We start from the raw sequence: 19,553 nt of genomic DNA on the forward strand, positions 1-19,553 counted from the left end.
GGGTGCGTTGAGATTCAGGTCAGGCGACCAGCGTAATCGTCGACGCAATCAGCAGCACGGCCGCGATGCCGACGAACAGGGCATAAATTCGCGGCCGGTCGAGCAGCAGCGCATTGCCCGATATCCAGGCCGAGGTGGCGCCGCCAAGCGCGAACAGGAAGCCGTTGCGGTGCCCGAAGGTCATCGAAGCGGCCATCAGCCCACCGATGATCAGGGCGCCGAACACGATGATGACGGCGACGGCATATTTCTCGAAATCGTTGCCGCTGCCCATTGCCGGTCCGATCGTGTTCAGATTCGGCAGGTCGTCCGGATCGAAGGGGTTGGCCGAGCCGTATTCGTCTTGACCGATGGATTCGCGCATCACTCGTTCTCCGCTGAGCGGCAACAAACCATCAACGCTTGCCGAGCGCAACCGGCAACGCCACCCGCGGCGATATGTTCGCCGCCCTCTGGTGCCAACGTGCCACGGTTTGCCGGCCAAGCTCAACGGCCAGATCGGCGATCTGGTTCCACAGGCTTGATCTATTTGGAGAAATCGCTGCGCACGATGCCGTGCCGCTGCAGCTTGTCGTAGAAGGTCTTGCGCGGAATCCCCAGCGCCTCGATCGTGCGCCTGACGTCGCCGTCATTGCGGCCAAGCGTCTCGCGGATGATGTCGGCCTCGTAGCGCTCCAGCCGCTCCGGCAACGGCATGGCGTCATCCAGCTCCACCGGCGCGGCGGCCCGTGCTTCGCCTCCTTCTTCCAACCCGAGCACGAAGCGCTCAGCAAAATGCGCCAGTTCCCGTACATTGCCCGGCCAGTCATGCTCCCTGAGATGGCGCTGGACGGCGGCCGGCACGGCCGGCACCGAACGCCGGAAACGGGTGGCGGCGCGCTCGGCGAAATAGCCGAACAGGAGAAGAATGTCGTCGCGGCGCTCGCGCAGCGGCGGGATCGAGATCGTCACCACGTTGAGCCGGTAATAGAGGTCCTCGCGAAAGGCGCCGCGCTGGCTGGGATCGCCGAGATCGACCTTGGCGGCCGCAACGACGCGCAGGTCGACCGGCCGCACCTCGTTGGTGCCGAGCGGCGTCACCTCGCGCATTTCCAGCACCCTCAGCATCTGCACCTGCGTCGACGGCGGCATGCTTTCGATCTCGTCGAGGAACAGCGTGCCGCCGCTGGCATGCTCGATGCGGCCGATCCGCTTCTTCTGCGCGCCGGTGAAGGCGCCGGCCTCGTGGCCGAACAATTCGCTCTCGATCACGGTTTCCGGCAGTGTGCCGCAATTCAGCGCCACGAAATTGCCCTTGGCGCGCCGGCTCCAGCTGTGCAAGAGGCTCGCGACCACCTCCTTGCCGGAACCGGTTTCGCCGGTCACCAGCACGTCGACATCGGTGTCGGCGATTTGCCTGAGCGTGCGGCGCAGCCTTTCCATCGCCGGCGTCTGGCCGATCAGCGGCAGGCCGTCCTGCGCCTGCTCGGCCGCCTCGCGCAAGGCCCGGTTCTCCATCACCAGGCGGCGCTTTTCCGCCGCGCGCCACACACTTTGCGCTAGCTTGTCGGCGGCAAAAGGCTTGGTGATGAAGTCGTAGACGCCGTCCCTGATCGCCTTGACGGCCATGGCGATGTCGCCGTGCCCGGTGATCAGGATCACCGGAATGTCCGGGTCCAACTCCAGGATGCGGTCGAAAAGCTGCAGGCCGTCGATCTCCGGCATCCTGATGTCTGACACCACGACACCGGCAAAGCCGGCATCGAGCCCGGCCAGAGCCTTGGCCGCCGAGGAAAAGGCCGACACCGAAAACCCGGCCAGCTCCAGCGTCTGCCTTGTGGCCTTCAGCAGATCGATGTCGTCATCGATCAGGACGACCGGTGCGGGATCGTTGCTCGTCATGCTGCTTTCGCAAGATGGATGGTGAAACGGGTGCCGCGGTCGTCGCTTGCAACCTCGATGCGTCCGCCATAGTCGGCGACGATGTCCTTCGAAATGACGAGCCCGAGCCCGAGGCCTTTTTCCTTCGACGTGTTGAACGGCGTGAACAGCGACTTGAGGATTTCGGGCGGAATGCCCGGCCCGTTGTCCGACACATTGACGGTCACGCCGTCAGCCGTCTCCTCGGCCGACACCTCGACCCTGGCGTTCTCGCGGCCGTCAAGCGCTTCCAGCGCATTCTGGAACAGGTTGATCAGCACCTGTTCAAGCCGAATCCGGTTGCCCTTCACCTTGAGGCCCGGTGGTGGCGGCGTGATATCAAGCGCGTCGAGCCGACCGGCAAAGCGGCTTCGAAGCAGCACCACCGCGCCCTCGATGACACCCTTGAGTTCGACCGGCTCGGCCGCGGTGCGGCCCTTGCGGGCAAAGGCTTTCAATTCCTCGGTGATGGTGCCGATGCGTTCCGTAAGTGCGGCGATGGCGCCGAGATTCTCTTCGGCCGGTACGGTCTGCTTCCTGTCGAGGAAGACGCGGGCATTGTCGGCATAGGCGCGGATCGTGGCAACCGGCTGGTTGATCTCGTGCGCGACGCCGGCGGCGACCTGGCCGAGGATGGCCAACCGGTTCGCCTGCACCAACTCCTGCTGCACCACCTGCAGCTTGGCTTCCGTACTGCGATGGCCCGTGATCTCGGCCTGCAGCCGGTCGCGGGCACGGCTCAGATCCTCGGTGCGCTCGACGACGCGGCGTTCGAGTTCGGTGCGCGCCGCTTGTTCGGCGGCGATGCGCATCTGCGCCGACTGCCGGCGCCACAAAAGATAGGCGGCAAGGCCAATGAGTGGACCGATGACGCCAAGCGCCAGAAGCCGCATTTCACGCTGAGCTGCAGCAATCGGCGCCTCCGCCGGAACGAGATAGTCGAGTCGCCACGGCGTCGAGGCGATCGGCGTAGAGAGCCTGAGATATTCGGCTTCGCTGCCGCCTGGCGTGATCGCATGGACGAGCGCGACGTCGGCGCTCAAGGCTTGCGGCCGATTGATCGGCAGCGGCACCAGCGGCGCGTCGCCGAACTGCTGGCTGTTGCGGATTTCGCCAAGCACGGGTTGGCCAAGCGGTGCCGTCGTCATGAAGCGCCAGGAGGGTACGCTGGTGATCAGCACGACGCCATGATCATCGCTGACATAGGCCGGGCGGTTGGCCTCGTGCCAGTCGGCCTCGAGCTGGTCGAATTCCATCTTGACGACGACGACGCCGAGCGGTGCCGCGGCGCTGCCGACGCGGCGTGAAATGTAAAGGCCCGGACGCTTGCTGACATTGCCGAGCGCGAAGTATTCCGCGGTGCCGGTCTGCATCGCGACGGAAAAATAGGCGCGAAAACCATAGTCGTTGCCAACGAAGCTTGTCGGCTCACGCCAGTTGCTGGAGGCGATGGCCAGGCCGTCTATGCCGGTGACGTAGAGCACCGAGGCCTTGGTGCCGGAGACCAGCCCTTCGAGCTTGCGGTTCAAAACGTCGATTGCCACCGGGTTGCGCTCAGTCAGCGCGTCACGCACCTGCTGGTCCTCCGACAGAAGCAGAGGCAGCGCGCGCGGGTTCTCCAGCACCGCGCGCAGCAGCGCGACCTTCAGATTGGCGTCGGTGCGCCCTTGCGCCGCCAGTGCCCGGATTTCGGTGCTGCGGCCATAGAGGCCGGCGCCGTAAAGTGCCGCCGCGGCGATTGCGAGCGCCGCAGCTGCGAACAACAGCCAGGCCCGGCGCGCCCGCTTGCCGAGTTGCTCGGGCGTCGAAGACAGGACTTGAGCTGGGGCAGCGGCGGGGCGTTGCAGCATGGCCTATCTGTGCATGATTTCGCACAAAGCACAATTTGACTTATGCGGATGGCCGCACGTCGCGATATGGCAATGCATCGATCGAACAAAAAATGTTCAACAAAATCAATAGGAAGAGCTCACAAGCAGAAACTGGCACGCCTGTTGCACTCTCATTCGCAGCAGCCGCGAGGCTGTTGGAGGTCAACGCCCCGGGAGGTCGAGGGTTCGATCGGGGCACAATGGAGGACGTCATGCAGACAGCATTCGCTGCCGCCGAACCGCGCGGCAAAGTTCCCTTTTACCGGCATCTTTACGTGCAGGTGCTTACCGCCATCGCCGCCGGCATCCTGCTCGGCCATTTCTATCCCGAATTAGGCGCGTCGCTGAAGCCGCTCGGCGACGCCTTCATCAAGCTGGTCAAGATGGTGATCGCGCCGGTCATCTTCCTGACGGTCGCAACCGGCATCGCCGGCGTTTCCGACCTGCAGAAGGTCGGCCGAGTCGCCGGCAAGGCGATGATCTATTTCCTGTTCTTCTCGACGCTGGCGCTCGTCGTCGGCCTCGTCGTCTCCAATGTCGTCCAGCCCGGTGCCGGCATGCACATCAATCCGGCGACACTCGATGCCACCAAGGTGACGACCTTCACCGAGAAGGCGCATGACACGACCATCGTCGGCTTCCTGATGAACATCATCCCCGACACCATCACCGGCGCCTTCGCCCAGGGCGATATTCTGCAGGTGCTGTTCTTCTCGGTGCTGTTCGGCGTTTCTCTCGCCTTGGTCGGTGATCGCGGCCGCCCGGTGGTCGATTTCCTGCAGGCGCTGACCACGCCGATCTTCCGCCTGGTCGCCATCCTGATGAAGGCCGCACCCATCGGCGCTTTCGGCGCCATGGCCTTCACCGTCGGCAAATACGGCATCGCCTCGATCGCCAACCTCGCCATGCTGATCGGCACCTTCTACCTGACCGCTTTCCTCTTCGTGATTGTGGTGCTCGGCGCCGTCGCCCGCTACAACGGCTTCTCGATCCTGGCGCTGATCCGCTACATCAAGGAAGAGCTGCTGCTCGTTCTCGGCACCTCGTCCTCGGAAGCGGCCCTTCCCGGCCTGATGGCCAAGATGGAGCGCGCCGGCTGCAACCGCTCGGTGGTCGGCCTGGTCGTCCCGACCGGCTATTCCTTCAACCTCGACGGCACCAACATCTACATGACGCTGGCCGCCCTGTTCATCGCCCAGGCGACCGACACGCCGCTCACCTTCGGCGACCAGATCCTGCTGCTGTTGGTTGCGATGCTGAGCTCCAAGGGTGCCGCCGGCATCACCGGCGCCGGCTTCATCACGCTGGCGGCGACGCTTTCGGTCGTGCCGTCGGTGCCGGTCGCCGGCATGGCGCTGATCCTCGGCGTCGACCGTTTCATGTCGGAGTGCAGGGCATTGACCAACTTCGTCGGCAACGCGGTGGCGACGATCGTCGTGGCGCGCTGGGAAGGCGAGCTCGACCAGACCAAGTTCGCTGCCGCGATGGCAGGCGATCTTCCGGAAGAGGCCGATCTCTCGCTGCCGGGCCTGCAGCCCGCCTGATCCTTCAGGCTTTCGCCTGTGCAGGCCGCAGCCGGTCACCGGCTGCGGCCTGTTCTTTTCACCGGCCGGCGCATAGGTTGATCTCAACCCGCCATGGCGAAAGGCCCGTGAATGAGCAGCGCGTTTCCCGAAATCTACCTGGTTCGCCACGGCGAGACGGAATGGAGCGCATCGGGCAAGCACACAGGCCGCACAGACATCCCGCTGACGGCTGCCGGCGAGGCTGCTGCACGTGGTGTGGCGGAGCGCCTCAAGGGCGCGTCGTTCCAGGCAATCTGGTCGAGCCCTTCTCAGCGGGCCTACAACACCTGCACGCTCGCCGGCTTCGGCGCGGCCTGCGTCAAGAAAGACGATCTGCAGGAATGGGACTACGGCGCCTATGAGGGGCTGACCACCAAACAAATCCTTGCCGCGCGCCCCGGTTGGAATGTGTTTCGCGACGGCTGTCCGGGCGGCGAGATGGCGGCGGATGTCGGCGCCAGGGCCGACCGGATCGTCAGCGGGTTGCGAGCGGTCGGCGGCAACGTGCTGGTGTTTTCGAGCGCGCATTTCCTGAGGGTGCTTGCGGCGCGCTGGCTCGGCCTGCCGCCGCAGGACGGCGCCTTGCTGGTGCTGGACACCGCGAGCCTCAGCACCCTCGGTTACGAGCACGACCTTACCGAACCGGTTATCCGCAGGTGGAACCAGAAGTAGCAGGCTGACGGCAGCCGCGTACCCGTAGCTCAGTTCGCTAGCATCGCCCGTTCCTCGGGAGTGATGTGCCGCGCCTTGCCTTTGGCGAGATCGCCAAGCTGCAAGGACCCGATCGCCACCCTTACCAGCCGCAACACCTCGACATCGAAGGCGCCAAGCAGCCTGCGGATCTGGCGGTTGCGGCCCTCGTCGAGCACGATTTCCAGCCATGCCGTGCGGCCGCCGCTGCGCAGCATCTCGATCGAGCGGGCCGTCAACAGCTCGCCGTCGACGACCACACCATCGCGAAACCGCGCCAGCATAGCCTCGTCGGGCGGCGTGCCGATCTGCACGTGATAGGTCTTGGCGACATGCGAGGCGGGATCGAGCAGGCCATTTCCCCAATGCGTGTCGTTGGTCATCAACAGAAGGCCTTCGCTCGCCTTGTCGAGGCGGCCGACCGGCGACACGAAGGGCAGGTCGAGCCCAACCAGGCAGTCATAGACCGTACCTCGATCCTGCGGGTCGTCCCGGGTGGTGAGCAGGCCGCGCGGCTTGTTGACCATCAGATAGACCTTGCGCTCGGCAACGACGCGCTCACCGTCGACGGTGATGCGGTCTCGGCCGGGATCGACGCGCAGCGATCCGTTGCGCACCACCTTGCCGCCGACCCGCACCCGCCCCTCGGCAACCAGCGCCTCGGCCTGCTTGCGCGAGCACAGCCCAAGCTTCGACAGCGCGCGGCAAAGGCTGACCCCGGCGGGAGGTGGTCGGCGGGCGATGTTGGGCGGCCGTGTCATGCGTTAGTGGGTGTTCTTCCCGGTGGTCAGCGACAGATGCCATGCGCGGCGATCGTCGCGCAACCCGCCCGGGGCATACCGCGAGAGCCCCGCGCGATTCCACGTTGCGAAGATTGTTGGCCGGTTTGGTCATCTTGAATGTTGACTATGAAAGTCAGGTTTCATAGTCAGCTTGGCACCGACGGCTGCAAGCCGGGTATGTAAGATCGCGGCGCAGAGGGAGACCAGGATCGTGCCGGAGAATGACAGGCGGGCGGCCAGGCGCGGCAGCATGACCCGGCGAGGCGCGCTTGGGCTTTTCCTGCTGCCCTTCGCGGGCTCGCTTTCCGCCGCGCCGCGCCCCCTGCGCATCGTCTGCCTCGACGCCGGGTTGACCGAGACCTTGCTGATGCTCGGCGTCCGGCCGGTAGCCATTGCCGACCGCGAAGTCTGGGAGAAATGGGTGGTCGAGCCGCCGCTGCCGCCGGAGATCGCCGATGTCGGCACGCTGCTTGAGCCCAACCTCGAATTCCTGCAGCAATTGCGCCCGGATGTCATCCTGGCCATCCCCTATCTGGACGGCATCAAGCCGCTGCTTGAGCGCGTCGCGCCGGTGACGACCATCGGCATTTACACCGAGGAGGGCCGGCCCTATCAGCTTGCCGTCGAGGCGACGCGGCAACTGGCGCGGCTTGTCGGCAAGGAGGAAGAAGGCGAGGCGCTGATTGCCGCGACGGAGGCTGGGTTCTCGGAAATCCGGCAGCAGCTGGCGCCATTGTCGGCGCGGCCGCTCTACATCGTCAACTTTTTGGATCCGCGCAATGTGCGTGTCTATGGCCGGCAGAGCCTGTTCCAGGATGTGTTCGACCGCATCGGCATCCGCAACGCCTGGACGGGCGACACCAACTATTGGGGCTTTGCCACGCTCGGCCTGGACGGCCTCGCCACCGCAAGTGACGCGCGGCTGGCCTACATGGAGCCCCTGCCCGAGGGCGCCGGCGGTACGCTGACCGAAAGCCCGGTCTGGAACGCCATGCCCTTCGTGCGCAACCGCTCGATCATGCGCCTGCCCGCCGTGCTAATGTTCGGCGCGCTGCCGTCCGCAGCCCGCTTCGCGCACGAACTGGCCAAGGCGATGACCGGAGATGCCGCGCATGGCTGACGACACTGTCGCCCAGGGTGGCAGGCGCGCCAGTGGGACATGGCCGCGCCGCCTATCCGCCGGCCAGCCAGTCGGCGCCATCCTGCTTTGCGTGGTGCTCTCGGCCGCCGCCTCCACTGCCACGCTCTCCAATCTTGCCGCGCAGTTACCGGCGGCGCTCTGGCTCGACGCGCTCGGCACGCCTGATGTCGCGAACATTCGGCTGGTGCTCGTCCACTATGCCTTCCTGCCGCGGCTGGCCATCAGCCTGCTCTGTGGCGCAGCACTTGGGCTCGCTGGAACCGTTCTGCAGCAGGTGCTGCGCAACCCTTTAGCCTCGCCGGAAACGGTCGGCGTCTCAGCCGGCGCCCATCTGGCGCTGGCGTTGGCGACGCTTGCCGCGCCGTCCTTGCTCGCCTTCGGCCGCGAATGGGTGGCGCTGGCCGGCGCATTCGTCGCGATTGCCGCGGTTGTCGCTCTGTCCTGGCACAAGCGCCTGTCGCCGCTCTCCGTCGTGCTCGCCGGCCTGGTCGTCAGCCTTTATGCCGGCGCCATCGGCGCTGCCCTCATCGTGTTGCGGCATGAATGGCTGGCCAGCCTGTTCATCTGGGGTGCCGGCTCGCTCGGCCAGCAGGACTGGACGACGACGCTCTGGCTGCTGCCGCGCCTCGGCGCCGCCGCCGTCGCCATCGGCCTGATGGTCCGTCCGCTGACCTTGCTCGGCCTTGAAGACGAAGGCGCCCGCAGCCTTGGCCTGCCGCTCGGCGTCTACCGTGTCGCCGGGCTCGGCGCGGCGGTGGCGCTCATTGCTTTCGTCGTTGCCGCCGTCGGCGTCATCGGCTTCGTCGGCCTGGCCGCCGCCACGCTCGCCCGCATCGGCGGCGCCCGTCGCCTCGGGCAGCGGCTGCTCATGGCACCGCTCGTCGGCGCGGTTCTGCTCTGGGCTGCCGACCAGGCGGTGCAATTGGCGACCGGGCCGCAGGGCGACCTGTTGCCGACCGGCGCCATCACGGCACTTCTCGGCGCGCCCCTTCTGCTGTGGCTGCTGCCACGCCTTGCACTGGCCTCGGAAGCCCCGGCGCTGACCGCCGAGCATCTGCCTCGAAGCCGCCGGCCCGGCCTGGTGCTGGCGGCGCTCGGCCTGTCCTTGGTTGTGCTGGTCGGGCTTGCCTTGCTGCTGGGGCCGGGGCCGCATGGCTGGAGTTTTGCTGTCGGCGATCAGCTTGAGCCCTTGCTGTCATGGCGCTGGCCACGCGTCACGGCGGCGCTCGCCGCCGGCGCCATGCTGGCGCTGGCCGGGATGATGATGCAGCGCCTGACCGGCAATCCGATGGCCAGCCCCGAAGTGCTCGGCATCAGCGCCGGCGCCGCGCTCGGCATGGTGCTGGCGCTGTTCTTAGCTTCCGATCCCGGCCGCCCTGTCCAGACAGCCGCCGCCATCGCCGGCGCCTTCGCCGCCCTGCTGGTCACGCTGACGCTTGGCCGCCGCGCCGCCTATGCGCCCGAGCGGCTGCTACTCGCCGGCGTCGCGCTGACGGCGCTGTTCGACGCGCTGATCCTGGTGCTGACCGCCACCGGCGATCCGCGCGCCATGCTGCTGCTCAACTGGCTGACCGGCTCGACCTATGGTGTCGATGTGGGTTCGGCGCTGCTGACTTCGGCCATCGCGCTTTGCCTGTTCCTGCTCGCGCCTGCCTTCATCCGCTGGCTGGACATGCTGCCGCTCGGCGCGCCTGCCGTACAAAGCCTTGGCATTGACCTGCGCAAGACGCGGCTCGCGGTGCTGCTGATGGTCGCCGCACTCACCGCCGCCTCGACCCTGATCGTCGGTCCGCTGACCTTCATCGGCCTGATGGCGCCGCATCTCGCCCGCCGCCTAGGGCTGGCGCGCGCGCTGCCGCAGGCCCTGGGCGCGGTGCTGGCAGGCGCGCTGATCATGGTTGCCGCCGACTGGATCGGCCGCACCGCCATCTTCCCGCGCCAGATCCCGGCCGGCCTCGTCGCCACGCTGATCGGCGGCCCGGTGCTGATGTGGCTGCTGCGCCGCCGCTGACTCTTTTGTTCCTCGGGAGATCTCCATGTTCCAGTCGATCGCGACGCCAGCCTTGATCGCCGACACCACGGTCCACGATTTCGTTCCCACCACGGGCGGCGAGCCCTGGCGGATCTTCCTGCATGTGCCGCCCGGTGAAGCCCCCGAGGCCGGCTGGCCGGTCCTCTACATGACCGACGGCAACGCCGTCATCGGCACCGCCGTCGATGCCATGCGCGTGCAATCGGGCTACCCCTCGGGCACCAACGTCGAAGACGGAGTCATAGTCGCCATCGGCTATCCCGTCGCCGGCGCCTATGACCCGCTCAGGCGCTCCTGGGATCTTGGCCCGCCGCCCGGCAAGACCTATCCGCCTTTCCACGAAGGCGGCCCCGAGGTGCGGACCGGCGGCGCCGAAAAATTCCTCGCCTTCATCGAGGATGAGCTGAAGCCGTTCGTGGCCAGCCGCGCCAGGATCGACGCTGGCCGGTAGGCGCTCTACGGACACTCCTTCGGTGGCCTGTTCGCGCTCTATGCGCTGTTCACCCGCCCGCGTGCCTTCAGCACCTGGATTGCGGCGAGCCCGGCCATCTATTGGGAAGACCGCGCCATCGACCGGTTTCTCGAAACATTCGAGACCGCGGTGCCGGACGGGCTGAGCGCGCAAATGATCCTGTCGGCCGGCGAATACGAGACCGAAAAACTGGCGCCGTTCCAGATCGGCGCCGCCGACGAGCAAAAGCGCCTGGAGCAGAAGAAGCTGACACGCACCGACGAATCCGCGCGGATGATGGCGGAGCGCCTCGACGCCATCCCGAGCTTGCGCGCCAGCTTCGAATTGCACGCCGGCGAAAACCACATGTCGATCCTGCCGGTCGCCGTCAACCGCGCGGTGCAGACGGCGTTTGCGGTGCAACGGGGAGATGGCCGCTAGAGCAATTCCGGGAAAAGTGCGTAGCGGTTTTTCCGTCCGGAATTGCGTAAAAAACAAAGAGCTGGAGCAGTTCAAAGTTTCAATCAATTGTTGAACTATTCCAGCGGCCCGACCAAGGCCCGCTAGGCTAGCAACGTTTGCAACGCGCTGTGATTGCTAGCCGCCGCGAGCCGGTGGCAGTTCGAACAAAGTAGCGCCATTCTCCTGGCCGCGTTGGACATAGCCGATGATCCGGAACCATTTGGCGACGTCGGCTCTCTGCAGCCAGCTGCGCGAGCGAATGGGGAGGTTGCCGGCAAGCGCCTGGATATGGCGAATGTGCCGCTTGCAGAAGCGGATGGTGGCGGCGCTGAAGAAACCCTCCTGCGCGGCAAACAGCGTATCGGCGGCGTCGCTATGCTCGTTCCAGGCGATGATCGCCACCGTCTTTTCGCCCTCGACAAGGGCATGGGCACGGCCTTCCTTCAAATTCATCATCAGATTGTCGTAGGCGGCCTTGCTGTCCTTGCCGGCCGCCACATACTCGTCCGATATCCGCTTGGACAGACCGCGGAAAACACTCTCGAGATCGCCGACCGTAGCTGCGCGTGCTCTCATTTCTCCTCCTGCAGCCCCGCCAGGCAGTTTGCCCTAGGGATCGGGGATCACCAAGCAAATCAAATCCGCCAATCGGCCGATGCGAGCAAAGTGATTTCGGCGGGTGAGGCCGGCGAATACGCGACCGAAAGGCTGGCGCTGTTTCAGATCGGCGCCGCGGACGAGAAAAGCGCCAGGAGCAGAAGAAGCTGACCGCATCGACAAATTCGCGCGAGCCATGGCCGAGCGCCTCGACGCCATCCCGGCCTCGGCGCAGGAAACCGTTGGGTCAACGGTAGCCGGTCGCGTAGCTTCTCCATCCGATGGCGCCAGTCCAGGCGCAGAGTGGCTTACCTTGGCCGTGCTGAGGGTGAACGTATCCGCCAACCTGGCGCTTGGGTTCGCGCAGACCTATCCATCGGGTGAGCAAATCCAAGGCCGAACATCTATGTCAGGCTGATCACTCTGCCTGCAGCGTCGAGGTGGCATCTGATTCGCGCCTGCCGGATCTCGGCGCCCCCTTGCCTTGCATAATGTATGCGAACTGCAATCGGGGCCGAGACTGCGCCTCGGCTCAGACGGCGTAGGGAGCCTGCGCTCATCGCACGTACATTCACGACACCAAACGGAATAGCGGCCAACTCAATCGCCTCACGGCAGGCGCGAACCATTGCACCCGGCGTGCCCGGTATCGCTTCAATTGTCGTCACGGCCGATGAGCGACCGCTCCTAGGCCAGAGGATGCGTGGCAGGACGATGGATTTTGGTGCGCCTGCGGCCGCGGCCGCCGCAGCGGCGGGAGCACCGGGGGTATCGCCTGGAGGGGTGCTTGCTGAGCTACTATCCGACGAGGCGTCTTCCCCACTAACTTGGCCGCTCGTTCCAACGCTCGCGCCGCCGAGTTGGCCGCTGGCTCCAACGCTTGCGCCGACCGAGCCGTTGCCAGTTCCGACCGAAGCTCCGGCGTCTGCTCCTCCTACGCTACCGACGTCCGCGCCAACACCGACTGACGCCCCGTTCTGGCCGACGCCCACACTGGCGCCAACCCCGACATTGCCGGCCCGGGTGCCAACTCCCGCCTCAAGGGCAGTCGCAGGCTCGATCGCGATCGCAATCGAGAAAGCGGCCGCGAGATACTTGCTCATCGCAATCCTCCGTTCCCGGGCTGTCATTGGCGCAATCCCTCAGCCGGCGGCCGCGTGGGAAGCAGCGCGTCTGGCAGCACGATCGTCATCAGGCGAGCGGCTCGCGACTTGCGCACTTCCGCGCTGCCGACTTCCTGCTGCCCCGAGTTTGGCGACGATCTGCGCTGAGACGCGCGCGCGCTTGCGCGATCGATGGGGCGTGCCTTTGCTGCGTTTTCGACCTGCGAGGTGCGACGCTCAGCCGAGCGCTTAAGGGCGTCGACGTCCTTGCGTGCCGAAGCGAGGTCGCGGGCCAGGCCAATGGCCTTTTCGCGCTCCTGCTCCCACGCCTCCTTGAACGCCGTCGATATCCGGGTCAATTCCTTCTTTGCCGCGTCGCGTTCCTGCCGAGCGGTTTCAAGATCGCTCGCAAGCGAGCTTGCTCTTTCGCGTTCCCGTGCGAGCGCCTCGCCAGCTTGCCTTGCAGCAGCGTCGGCAAGCTGCCGGCCCCGGATGGCGCTGGCCTGCGTTGTTGCTGCCAGCTTCGCGCTTGCCTCCAGAGCTTCGATGGATTGACGGGCCTTGGCGATATCACGCTCCAGGAGCCCGACCTTCCGGCGCTCCTCTTCAAGCGCCCGCCTCGTCCCGGCCAGAGACACTTCCGCGGTATTGCGCGCGGCTTCGGCAAGCTGCCGGCCCTGGATAGCGCGGGCCTGCGTCGTCGCTGCCAGCTTCGCGCTTGCCTCCAGCACTTCGAAGGACTGACGGGCCTCCGCGATATCTCGCTCCAGGAGCTCGACCTTCCGGCGCTCCTCTTCAAGCGCCCGCCTCGTCCCGGCCAGAGACACTTCCGCGGTATTGCGCGCCGCTTCGGCAAGCTGCCGGCCCTGGATGGCGCCGGCTTGCGTTGTCGCTGCCAGCTTCGCGCTTGCCTCCAGCGCTTCCATGGACTGACGGGCCTGCGCGATATCTCGCTCCAGGAGCCCGACCTTCCGGCGCTCCTCTTCAAGCGCCTGCCTCGTCCCGGCTAGAGACGCCTCAGCGGTTTTGCGTGCCGCGACGCCCTCGGCAGCAAGTTCCTGGCGGGCCGCCGCCAGTTCACGGGGCAGATCTTCCCCATGCGCGCTGCTGGTCTTGATTGCATCGATATCCTGTTGCGTGAGGAAACTCTGTTCATTTGCTGCGCGTTCGCGTTCAGCCAGGTCGCGCTCCTCCTTTGCCAGGACCTGCGAGGCAAGCGCCTGGGCGCGAGCTGCCTCGAGTTCCATGCGAGCGGCGCTCAGACCACGCCTCAACGCGTCGACCCAGGATCGCTCGAGGGCTCGCTTCTGTTCCGCGGCAGCAAAATCCATCTGGGCGCCATTCGGCTGCGAGACTGTGACGGGAGGTTTCGTTTCTGACGGAACGAGTGCGATTGCTGCAAATCCAAACAGCACCAGGCAAATCGGAATGAAGGGCAGCGGGGCGGACTGCTTGCGCTCGTCATGAAACAACGCAGCTATCAAGTGTGCTCCGTCAGGAGAGTGGCCAAGGGGCGTGGAAGCCCAGTTGGATCTCCGCCCGTGATCCATTGCGGATCCTCCATGGGTCGACCGCACTGGTGAAACGCTTGCCTGTGGCGTCAGGGCTGACGCAAACTCAAGCGCCCCGCGCTACCGCGCCAGGCAACCCTCAGGCATGTCATTCAAGCTATCAAAGGCATGTAGGGGCAGTAAGTACCGAATAAGGGGTAGTGATTCCCAAACTGCCCGCACAGGGTCTCCTAAAGTATCAACTATCACGGGCTTCGATGAGTTCCCTGTACGACGTCAAATCCTCAGCTCCGACGATTTTCGAGGACATGCGCTGCGGCGAGCACGTCAAAAGCGTCGCACGGCATCCTCACCAGGCTCCGCGATCCAATACATTCCGGATCCTTGGAGTTGCTGATTGCGTCTGTGACCCGAAGAAGCCGATCACAGACGACGCAGCCAGGTCGCCAGCGCCGCCACCATTCCTCCGCGATGAACTACGAGGGCGCGTTCGATCGCAGCTAATGCCTCTTCCGAGCCGCCACACTGCGGTTTGCAACATGGAAACAGGTATGGGTACACCGCACCTGATTGCCAAAATCGTTGATTTTCTTGAGGGAAAAAATGGTGCCCAGAGGCGGAATCCAAGAAGATGAAATGTGGACGTTTTTTCAGATACTTGCGGTCTTCCAGTGGCAGCGTCTACCAACAGAAATACCAACAAAATATTTCTGTGGATAGGTTCGTTTCCTGAACATACTGGCCGGGAGCTTTGCCAGCTATTCTGCCCGCCCGTACCAAGTAACCTTATGACTTCAGGGTCTCGTCAATCCAGTCAAACACGACTTGATCCTTGAACGACAGGGCGCCCGACTGGCAGTGATTTTCAGCACCGTCTTCCGCAGTGAATTCAACGAATGTTTTTGGAGAATTAAGCTCATCGTAGACCCGCTTTGGCTGCCCAGCGAAGAAGATGTCTGCCGCCGCTTCCAACACTAGGCACGGAGACTTGATCTGTTTCACAACATCACGAATTGTGTAGGCCTTGGACGCTTCAATGAGTTCGGCGACCGTTTTCACGCCCGGTGACCAGGTGCCTTGGGTGATTGCCCAGCGTAAGGGTGTGCTGTTCACCATCGCGGCTTCTACGATTATTTTGACAGCCATCGGCATCGCCGGCTTCAAAAGCCTTGATTGTATCTGCGGGGAGCAGATTGTGGAAGCTTTCATGGAAATCATAGACCCCGTCAAAAAAGACATGTGCACGGAAACGATGTTCGAACGCCGCAGCACGGGCAGCGAAATATCCACCAAGGCTCATGCCAATCAAGACAAGGTTTTTCCCGTCTACTTCAGGCCGGGTGAGCGCATAATCGACTGCTGGCGTAACGACTTTTTCCCAGTCGTAGCGGAAGGGAAGCTTTTGCTCGCGCATCGGCGCGCCTTGTCCAGGTCCGTCAAACGTCAGGCAATTGTAGCCACGCCTTACTGCTGGAGCGCCTCCGTAGTAAAACAGCTCTTCAAGGCTTGAGTCATATCCGCCATGGAAGATAATCGTAGGCCTTGGTTCGCCACTGTCGCCAACTTTGTAGAAGTATCCAGGAAGTGTGGTGTTCTCGTAAGGAATCTCAACACGTTCCCAGGTCGGGCCGATTAGTTCGGCAGCTTTGCTGTAGGCCTTTTGGGAGGCCCGAGATTCCGAGACGATGCGTGGGTCATCAGGGTTTCCGTGCAGGTAGAATTCTGCCATACGAAAGTAGGTCGATGCCCCTAGGTACGCTTCTCGGGCGCTGACCAGATGGTCCTTGGACAGACATGTATCAGCACGAGACAAGGTGCGTTCTGCGCGCTTATGCCATTCATCATACCAATTCTCGAAGTTCCCCTCTTTAATCTTGCTGCCAGTTGCTACAATCTCGCCGAGATCAGATCCCCCATAGTACATAAAGCCAAGATTGCGGACTAGCTCGAATGCGAAATGGTCGTCGTTGAATACAACTTTCATGTCCATTTCCCTTGGTTAGCGAACAACATAGGAGCACATCGAAAACCAACCCTACACGCCTCATTCCTGAGCCTAGGGAGAGCCTAAGGAGCCAAAGAAATGCGCCTCACCGACATTGTTGTGCGGGCGCTTCAGGCACCGGACACAGGTCAGAAGACTTACTCTGACGAAACGCTGCCCGGATTCGGCGTACGAGTCTCGCAAGGCGGACCGGAAACCTTCGTGATCGTCTGCGGTCCCACGCGGGAGCGCATAACAATCGGCCGCTTCCCGATCATCAGCCTCTCTGAGGTCAGAACCGAAGCGAAGCGGTTGTTGGCCGAAAGGACGCTTGGAAAGAACCGCCCCAAAACCGTCTCGTACAACGAGACAAAGAAGGAGTTCCTCGCCGAGGTCAAGAGCAAGAACCGCGCGCGGACGCACCGCGACTACTCGCGCCTGATAGGACATTTCGCGTTTGGGAATACCAAGCTCGGCGATATCGCCAAGCAGGACATCAAGAAACGTCTCGCCAAACTCGACCGCGTTCCCTCCGAGAGGCGCCATGCGCTTGTCGCCATCAAGGTCTTTTTCAATTGGGCCGTTCGCGAGGAGTATCTCGCGCATAGCCCATGTGAGGGACTGCAAGTCCCACCATCGGAAAAAAAGCGCATCACACGAGGAGCTGGGCAAAGTATTGGCTCGGAGCCTTGTAACCCTCCTATCCGTACGGTCCGATTGTCGTCCTCTGCTTGCTGACAGGACAGAGGAGGGGGAGATCGTCGCGCTGGAATGGGAATGGATCGACCGGACCAACCGAACGATCACCCTTCCCGACAGCATCACCAAGAACCACAAAGAGCACGTCTTTCCATACGGAGATGTAGTCGCAGCTGTCTTGGAAAGCATCCCGCTCGTCGGCAATGCGCGCTATGTGTTTCCGGCATCACGCGATCACGTTAGGGGCAAACCCACTACGACGTTCAATGGATGGGGCAAAGCCAAACTTATGTTCGACGAAGGGCTTGATGGAGTCCGACCGTATGCCCTCCATGACTTGAGGCGGTCGCTCAGCACCCACATGGCGCCGCTCAAAGTTCCGCAGCTCGTCGTAGGAAAACTTTTGAACCACGTGTCCAAGCAATCACAGTCGGACATCGCCCAGGTTTACAACGTCTATGAGTATCTTCCCGAAATGCGCGGCGCCGTGACGAAGTATGAGGCGTACCTCACCAGCCTTCCGAGGGCGTAACATAGCTCCACCATTTGCGCCCCGCTCCCAAGTGCACTCGCCAAGCTTCTTCTGGAATGATACTTTCCTAACGCCAATTGGATTGTCGTCCATTGGGCATCGCGATGCTCCCCAAACAGGAGCCACCGCGATGAGGTGCATAAGCTGGAAAGAACTGAAGACCATCGTTCCGTATTCCAGACAGCATATCGGCCGCCTTGAACAGGCCAACCAGTTCCCCTTAAGGGTAACTCTCGGCCAGTGCCGGGTGTGCTGGATCCTCGATGAAGTACGAGCCTGGCTTCAGGTACGCATTGACAGCAGATCACTCGCCGACACTCCTGACGAATAATCGGGAGCAGCCCCTGGTCCAAACGACCAGGGGCTTTTTTAGAGTTAAGACCTCGCGTATCAGTCGCACCCTCTAGTGGACGAAAATGCCATCGAAGTGTGCTCGACGATGACACGACGACACAGGGACCGGTGGCCGCCCATTTCGGGGGGGACAGGAAGCATCGGCTCATGAGATTGGTGTGGTGAGCGGCCCGAGACATAGGTAACAGAACGTACCGGACACATAGGTAACACTTTTCGCTTTGCGGAGGTGTTGATGCCGTGGATGGAGTGTTCGGTGATGGACGAGCGTGTTCGCTTTGTCGGCCGTCTTCTTGACGGCGAGGCGATGAGCGATGTGTGCCGGTCTTTCGGCATCTCACGAAAGACCGGCTACAAGATCTTCAACCGCTATAGGGAGGAGGGCCTGGAGGCGCTGACGGACCGCTAGCGGCGGCCGGTGCGCTACGCCAACCAGTTGCCGGACCTGATCGAGCGCATGATCGTGGCGGCCCACGGCCTGGTCGCCCGCGCCCGCCAGCGGCGGCGTTGCAGGGCCGAGGGCACCGAACTGTCGCAGGCGTTGTCGCCCAACGATCTGTGGTGCGCCGACTTCAAGGGCGAGTTCAAGCTGGGTACTGGCCGCTACTGTTACCCTTTGACCGTCACCGACCAGGCCTCGCGCTACCTGCTTGCCTGCGAAGCTCTTGATTCGACGAAGGAAGCGCCAGTCATCGCGGCTTTGGTGCGGCTCTTCAGGCCCGGCCGAACGCTACGCCCCTTCTTCAAGAGCCTATGAGGGGTTGCCCCGATCTCAGCTACCCCTTCCACGACCGCGACATCCTCGTCACCAATTGCGGCCGCATCTGCATGAACAGGAAGAAAATCAACGTCAGCCACGTGCTCGCCGGCCAGAAACTCGGCATCAAGGAAGTCGACGACGGCATTTGGCTCGTCTCCTTCATGTGCTATGATCTCGGATATATCGACTTGGAACAGAGGACCTTGCAGACCATCGACAACCCGTTCGGCACGAGGTTGTCACCCATGTCTTAGGTACAAGCTGTTACCTATGTCTCCGGGCCGTACATGGTTGATCATGGCAGCGCTAGAGGGCTACCGCCAATACAGCGCTGTTGTTGAAATCGTCTGCTAACGGACCATTCGCGGTGAGTTTATACGATTAGATCTCGTTTTGCTTCAACCGAGTTGAGGCGCTGATATCAAGGGGTTCAGATAGCCGCATCGGGAGAATTGCGTCTGTCCGCGCACCGTTCAGCTCGTTGCTATCTCATTCGGATGTGTAACGAGCGCCTACTCGTCAAGGTTGGCCGTGGAGCGTATCGCGCAACGGATCAGGCGGCGACATGACCAGGGTTCGGGGTGACGCGCAAGCAGCCAACGTGACGGCGACAGGCCCTAGTGATCGGAGCGAGCCGTAGGGATGAGATTCAGAGGCATCAGAAATTCGAACTCGTCCAGACAGCTATCGAAATCGCCATTGAAGGTTCGAACTGCTCTATCTTTGCCCACCAAGACGATCTGATATGCGTTCTCTGCCGGGTCAAGCGCCCACCAATAGCCCTCGCGAACTGTCGATGGATCGACGGCGCCCTCCGTTGGCCAGAGGCTGGCATCAAGCCATTGCAGTAGCTCGAATTCTATCAAGTCGAATGGATCGGCATCCCCAACACGATTGGCCATTTGGCCAAAGGAATAAGAACCTACGTCGATGATCTCGGGCCGATCATCCTCCTGCCGAATGCTAATCGCCGTAACCGCCCGATTGTCACCGCCTGCCTGATATCGTCGTGATGGCCTATGACACGTGTTTAACGACGTCGTTTGCGACGTGTCTTGTGCGAGGTTTGCGATGCGTGTCGAGATTCTTGGTGCTGAACGGCGTCGTCGCTGGGGTGATA

The 19,553-nt window shown here is 63.1% G+C and carries 16 protein-coding genes and 2 pseudogenes; 9 read left to right on the forward strand and 9 right to left on the reverse strand.

Going from position 1 to position 19,553, the window contains the following annotated elements; translation table 11 throughout:
• Nucleotides 1-19: 19 nt before the first annotated feature.
• The 3 genes from AC04SI_RS02785 to AC04SI_RS02795 form a co-directional block, all read right to left on the reverse strand.
• Nucleotides 20-364, reverse strand: a complete 345-nt coding sequence (locus AC04SI_RS02785) for a hypothetical protein (RefSeq protein ID WP_120018428.1) — start codon at nt 362-364, stop codon at nt 20-22.
• A 161-nt stretch (nt 365-525) separates the two neighbouring features.
• Complete coding sequence (locus tag AC04SI_RS02790; RefSeq protein ID WP_404280150.1) at nt 526-1,881, reverse strand: sigma-54-dependent transcriptional regulator; 1,356 nt, start codon at nt 1,879-1,881, stop codon at nt 526-528.
• Nucleotides 1,878-3,749 carry a sensor histidine kinase gene (locus AC04SI_RS02795; protein WP_404280152.1) on the reverse strand — a complete coding sequence of 624 codons (1,872 nt, stop codon included), beginning with the start codon at nt 3,747-3,749 and terminating at the stop codon, nt 1,878-1,880. Before AC04SI_RS02795 ends, AC04SI_RS02790 begins: the two co-directional genes overlap by 4 nt.
• 233 nt (nt 3,750-3,982) lie before the next feature.
• Here AC04SI_RS02795 and AC04SI_RS02800 point away from each other — a divergent pair, with 233 nt between their 5' ends.
• Together AC04SI_RS02800 and AC04SI_RS02805 are read left to right on the forward strand one after the other, a co-directional pair.
• Nucleotides 3,983-5,314, forward strand: a complete 1,332-nt coding sequence (locus tag AC04SI_RS02800) for a dicarboxylate/amino acid:cation symporter (protein ID WP_040582399.1) — start codon at nt 3,983-3,985, stop codon at nt 5,312-5,314.
• Nucleotides 5,315-5,425: 111 nt separating this feature from the next.
• Nucleotides 5,426-6,007, forward strand: a complete 582-nt coding sequence (locus AC04SI_RS02805; RefSeq protein ID WP_404280154.1) for a histidine phosphatase family protein — start codon at nt 5,426-5,428, stop codon at nt 6,005-6,007.
• A gap of 29 nt (nt 6,008-6,036) precedes the next feature.
• Here the strand turns inward: AC04SI_RS02805 and AC04SI_RS02810 are convergent, their stop codons facing one another.
• Entirely contained in the window at nt 6,037-6,786 is a 750-nt protein-coding gene (locus tag AC04SI_RS02810; RefSeq protein WP_404280156.1) for a pseudouridine synthase, read from the reverse strand.
• Between the two features lie 271 nt (nt 6,787-7,057).
• Between AC04SI_RS02810 and AC04SI_RS02815 the strand changes: the two genes are divergently transcribed.
• From AC04SI_RS02815 to AC04SI_RS02825, 3 genes and pseudogenes are all read left to right on the forward strand, one after another.
• Nucleotides 7,058-7,927, forward strand: coding sequence for an ABC transporter substrate-binding protein (locus AC04SI_RS02815; RefSeq protein ID WP_404280265.1), 870 nt, complete (start codon nt 7,058-7,060; stop codon nt 7,925-7,927).
• Nucleotides 7,920-9,959, forward strand: coding sequence for a Fe(3+)-hydroxamate ABC transporter permease FhuB (gene fhuB, locus AC04SI_RS02820; RefSeq protein WP_404280158.1), 2,040 nt, complete (start codon nt 7,920-7,922; stop codon nt 9,957-9,959). Before AC04SI_RS02815 ends, fhuB begins: the two co-directional genes overlap by 8 nt.
• A 25-nt stretch (nt 9,960-9,984) precedes the next feature.
• A pseudogene (locus AC04SI_RS02825) lies at nt 9,985-10,872 on the forward strand (alpha/beta hydrolase).
• A gap of 156 nt (nt 10,873-11,028) precedes the next feature.
• Here the strand turns inward: AC04SI_RS02825 and AC04SI_RS02830 are convergent.
• The 4 genes from AC04SI_RS02830 to AC04SI_RS02845 all read right to left on the reverse strand — a co-directional run bounded on the left by AC04SI_RS02830 (nt 11,029) and on the right by AC04SI_RS02845 (nt 16,088).
• Complete coding sequence (locus tag AC04SI_RS02830; protein ID WP_404280162.1) at nt 11,029-11,469, reverse strand: hypothetical protein; 441 nt, start codon at nt 11,467-11,469, stop codon at nt 11,029-11,031.
• A 1,147-nt stretch (nt 11,470-12,616) separates the two neighbouring features.
• Nucleotides 12,617-14,077 carry a hypothetical protein gene (locus AC04SI_RS02835; RefSeq protein WP_488473880.1) on the reverse strand — a complete coding sequence of 487 codons (1,461 nt, stop codon included), beginning with the start codon at nt 14,075-14,077 and terminating at the stop codon, nt 12,617-12,619.
• 813 nt (nt 14,078-14,890) lie between these two features.
• A complete protein-coding gene (locus AC04SI_RS02840) occupies nt 14,891-15,163 on the reverse strand; it encodes a hypothetical protein (RefSeq protein ID WP_488473881.1) in 273 nt (90 codons plus the stop codon).
• The gene (locus AC04SI_RS02845; RefSeq protein WP_488473882.1) at nt 15,138-16,088 is read right to left on the reverse strand and encodes an alpha/beta hydrolase family protein; all 951 of its coding nucleotides are present in this window, start codon (nt 16,086-16,088) and stop codon (nt 15,138-15,140) included. The genes AC04SI_RS02840 and AC04SI_RS02845 overlap by 26 nt, the downstream gene beginning before the upstream one ends.
• Nucleotides 16,089-16,187: 99 nt before the next feature.
• On the opposite strand from AC04SI_RS02845, the gene AC04SI_RS02850 reads away from it, so the two are divergent.
• The 4 genes and pseudogenes from AC04SI_RS02850 to AC04SI_RS02865 all read left to right on the forward strand — a co-directional run bounded on the left by AC04SI_RS02850 (nt 16,188) and on the right by AC04SI_RS02865 (nt 18,687).
• Nucleotides 16,188-16,826, forward strand: a complete 639-nt coding sequence (locus AC04SI_RS02850) for an Arm DNA-binding domain-containing protein (protein ID WP_488473883.1) — start codon at nt 16,188-16,190, stop codon at nt 16,824-16,826.
• On the forward strand, nt 16,765-17,319 hold the full coding sequence (locus tag AC04SI_RS02855; protein ID WP_488473884.1) for a tyrosine-type recombinase/integrase: 555 nt from the start codon (nt 16,765-16,767) through the stop codon (nt 17,317-17,319). The genes AC04SI_RS02850 and AC04SI_RS02855 overlap by 62 nt, the downstream gene beginning before the upstream one ends.
• Before the next feature lie 130 nt (nt 17,320-17,449).
• Nucleotides 17,450-17,650, forward strand: coding sequence for a helix-turn-helix transcriptional regulator (locus AC04SI_RS02860; RefSeq protein WP_488473885.1), 201 nt, complete (start codon nt 17,450-17,452; stop codon nt 17,648-17,650).
• A 258-nt stretch (nt 17,651-17,908) separates the two neighbouring features.
• Nucleotides 17,909-18,687: pseudogene (locus AC04SI_RS02865) on the forward strand (helix-turn-helix domain-containing protein).
• Nucleotides 18,688-19,050: 363 nt separating this feature from the next.
• On the opposite strand, the gene AC04SI_RS02870 reads toward AC04SI_RS02865, so the two are convergent.
• Nucleotides 19,051-19,553 (reverse strand): hypothetical protein (locus tag AC04SI_RS02870; protein WP_488473886.1); only part of this gene is annotated, 503 nt, incomplete at its 5' end.

The sequence above is a fragment of the Mesorhizobium sp. CNPSo 4689 genome, assembly GCF_057784325.1.

Coding starts and splice junctions, on each gene's coding strand:
- AC04SI_RS02785 (WP_120018428.1), bottom strand. CDS start 364: ATGCGCGAATCCATCGGTCAAGACGAATACGGCTCGGCCAACCCCTTC.
- AC04SI_RS02790 (WP_404280150.1), bottom strand. CDS start 1,881: ATGACGAGCAACGATCCCGCACCGGTCGTCCTGATCGATGACGACATC.
- AC04SI_RS02795 (WP_404280152.1), bottom strand. CDS start 3,749: ATGCTGCAACGCCCCGCCGCTGCCCCAGCTCAAGTCCTGTCTTCGACG.
- AC04SI_RS02800 (WP_040582399.1), top strand. CDS start 3,983: ATGCAGACAGCATTCGCTGCCGCCGAACCGCGCGGCAAAGTTCCCTTT.
- AC04SI_RS02805 (WP_404280154.1), top strand. CDS start 5,426: ATGAGCAGCGCGTTTCCCGAAATCTACCTGGTTCGCCACGGCGAGACG.
- AC04SI_RS02810 (WP_404280156.1), bottom strand. CDS start 6,786: ATGACACGGCCGCCCAACATCGCCCGCCGACCACCTCCCGCCGGGGTC.
- AC04SI_RS02815 (WP_404280265.1), top strand. CDS start 7,058: ATGACCCGGCGAGGCGCGCTTGGGCTTTTCCTGCTGCCCTTCGCGGGC.
- fhuB (WP_404280158.1), top strand. CDS start 7,920: ATGGCTGACGACACTGTCGCCCAGGGTGGCAGGCGCGCCAGTGGGACA.
- AC04SI_RS02830 (WP_404280162.1), bottom strand. CDS start 11,469: ATGAGAGCACGCGCAGCTACGGTCGGCGATCTCGAGAGTGTTTTCCGC.
- AC04SI_RS02845 (WP_488473882.1), bottom strand. CDS start 16,088: ATGAAAGTTGTATTCAACGACGACCATTTCGCATTCGAGCTAGTCCGC.
- AC04SI_RS02850 (WP_488473883.1), top strand. CDS start 16,188: ATGCGCCTCACCGACATTGTTGTGCGGGCGCTTCAGGCACCGGACACA.
- AC04SI_RS02860 (WP_488473885.1), top strand. CDS start 17,450: ATGAGGTGCATAAGCTGGAAAGAACTGAAGACCATCGTTCCGTATTCC.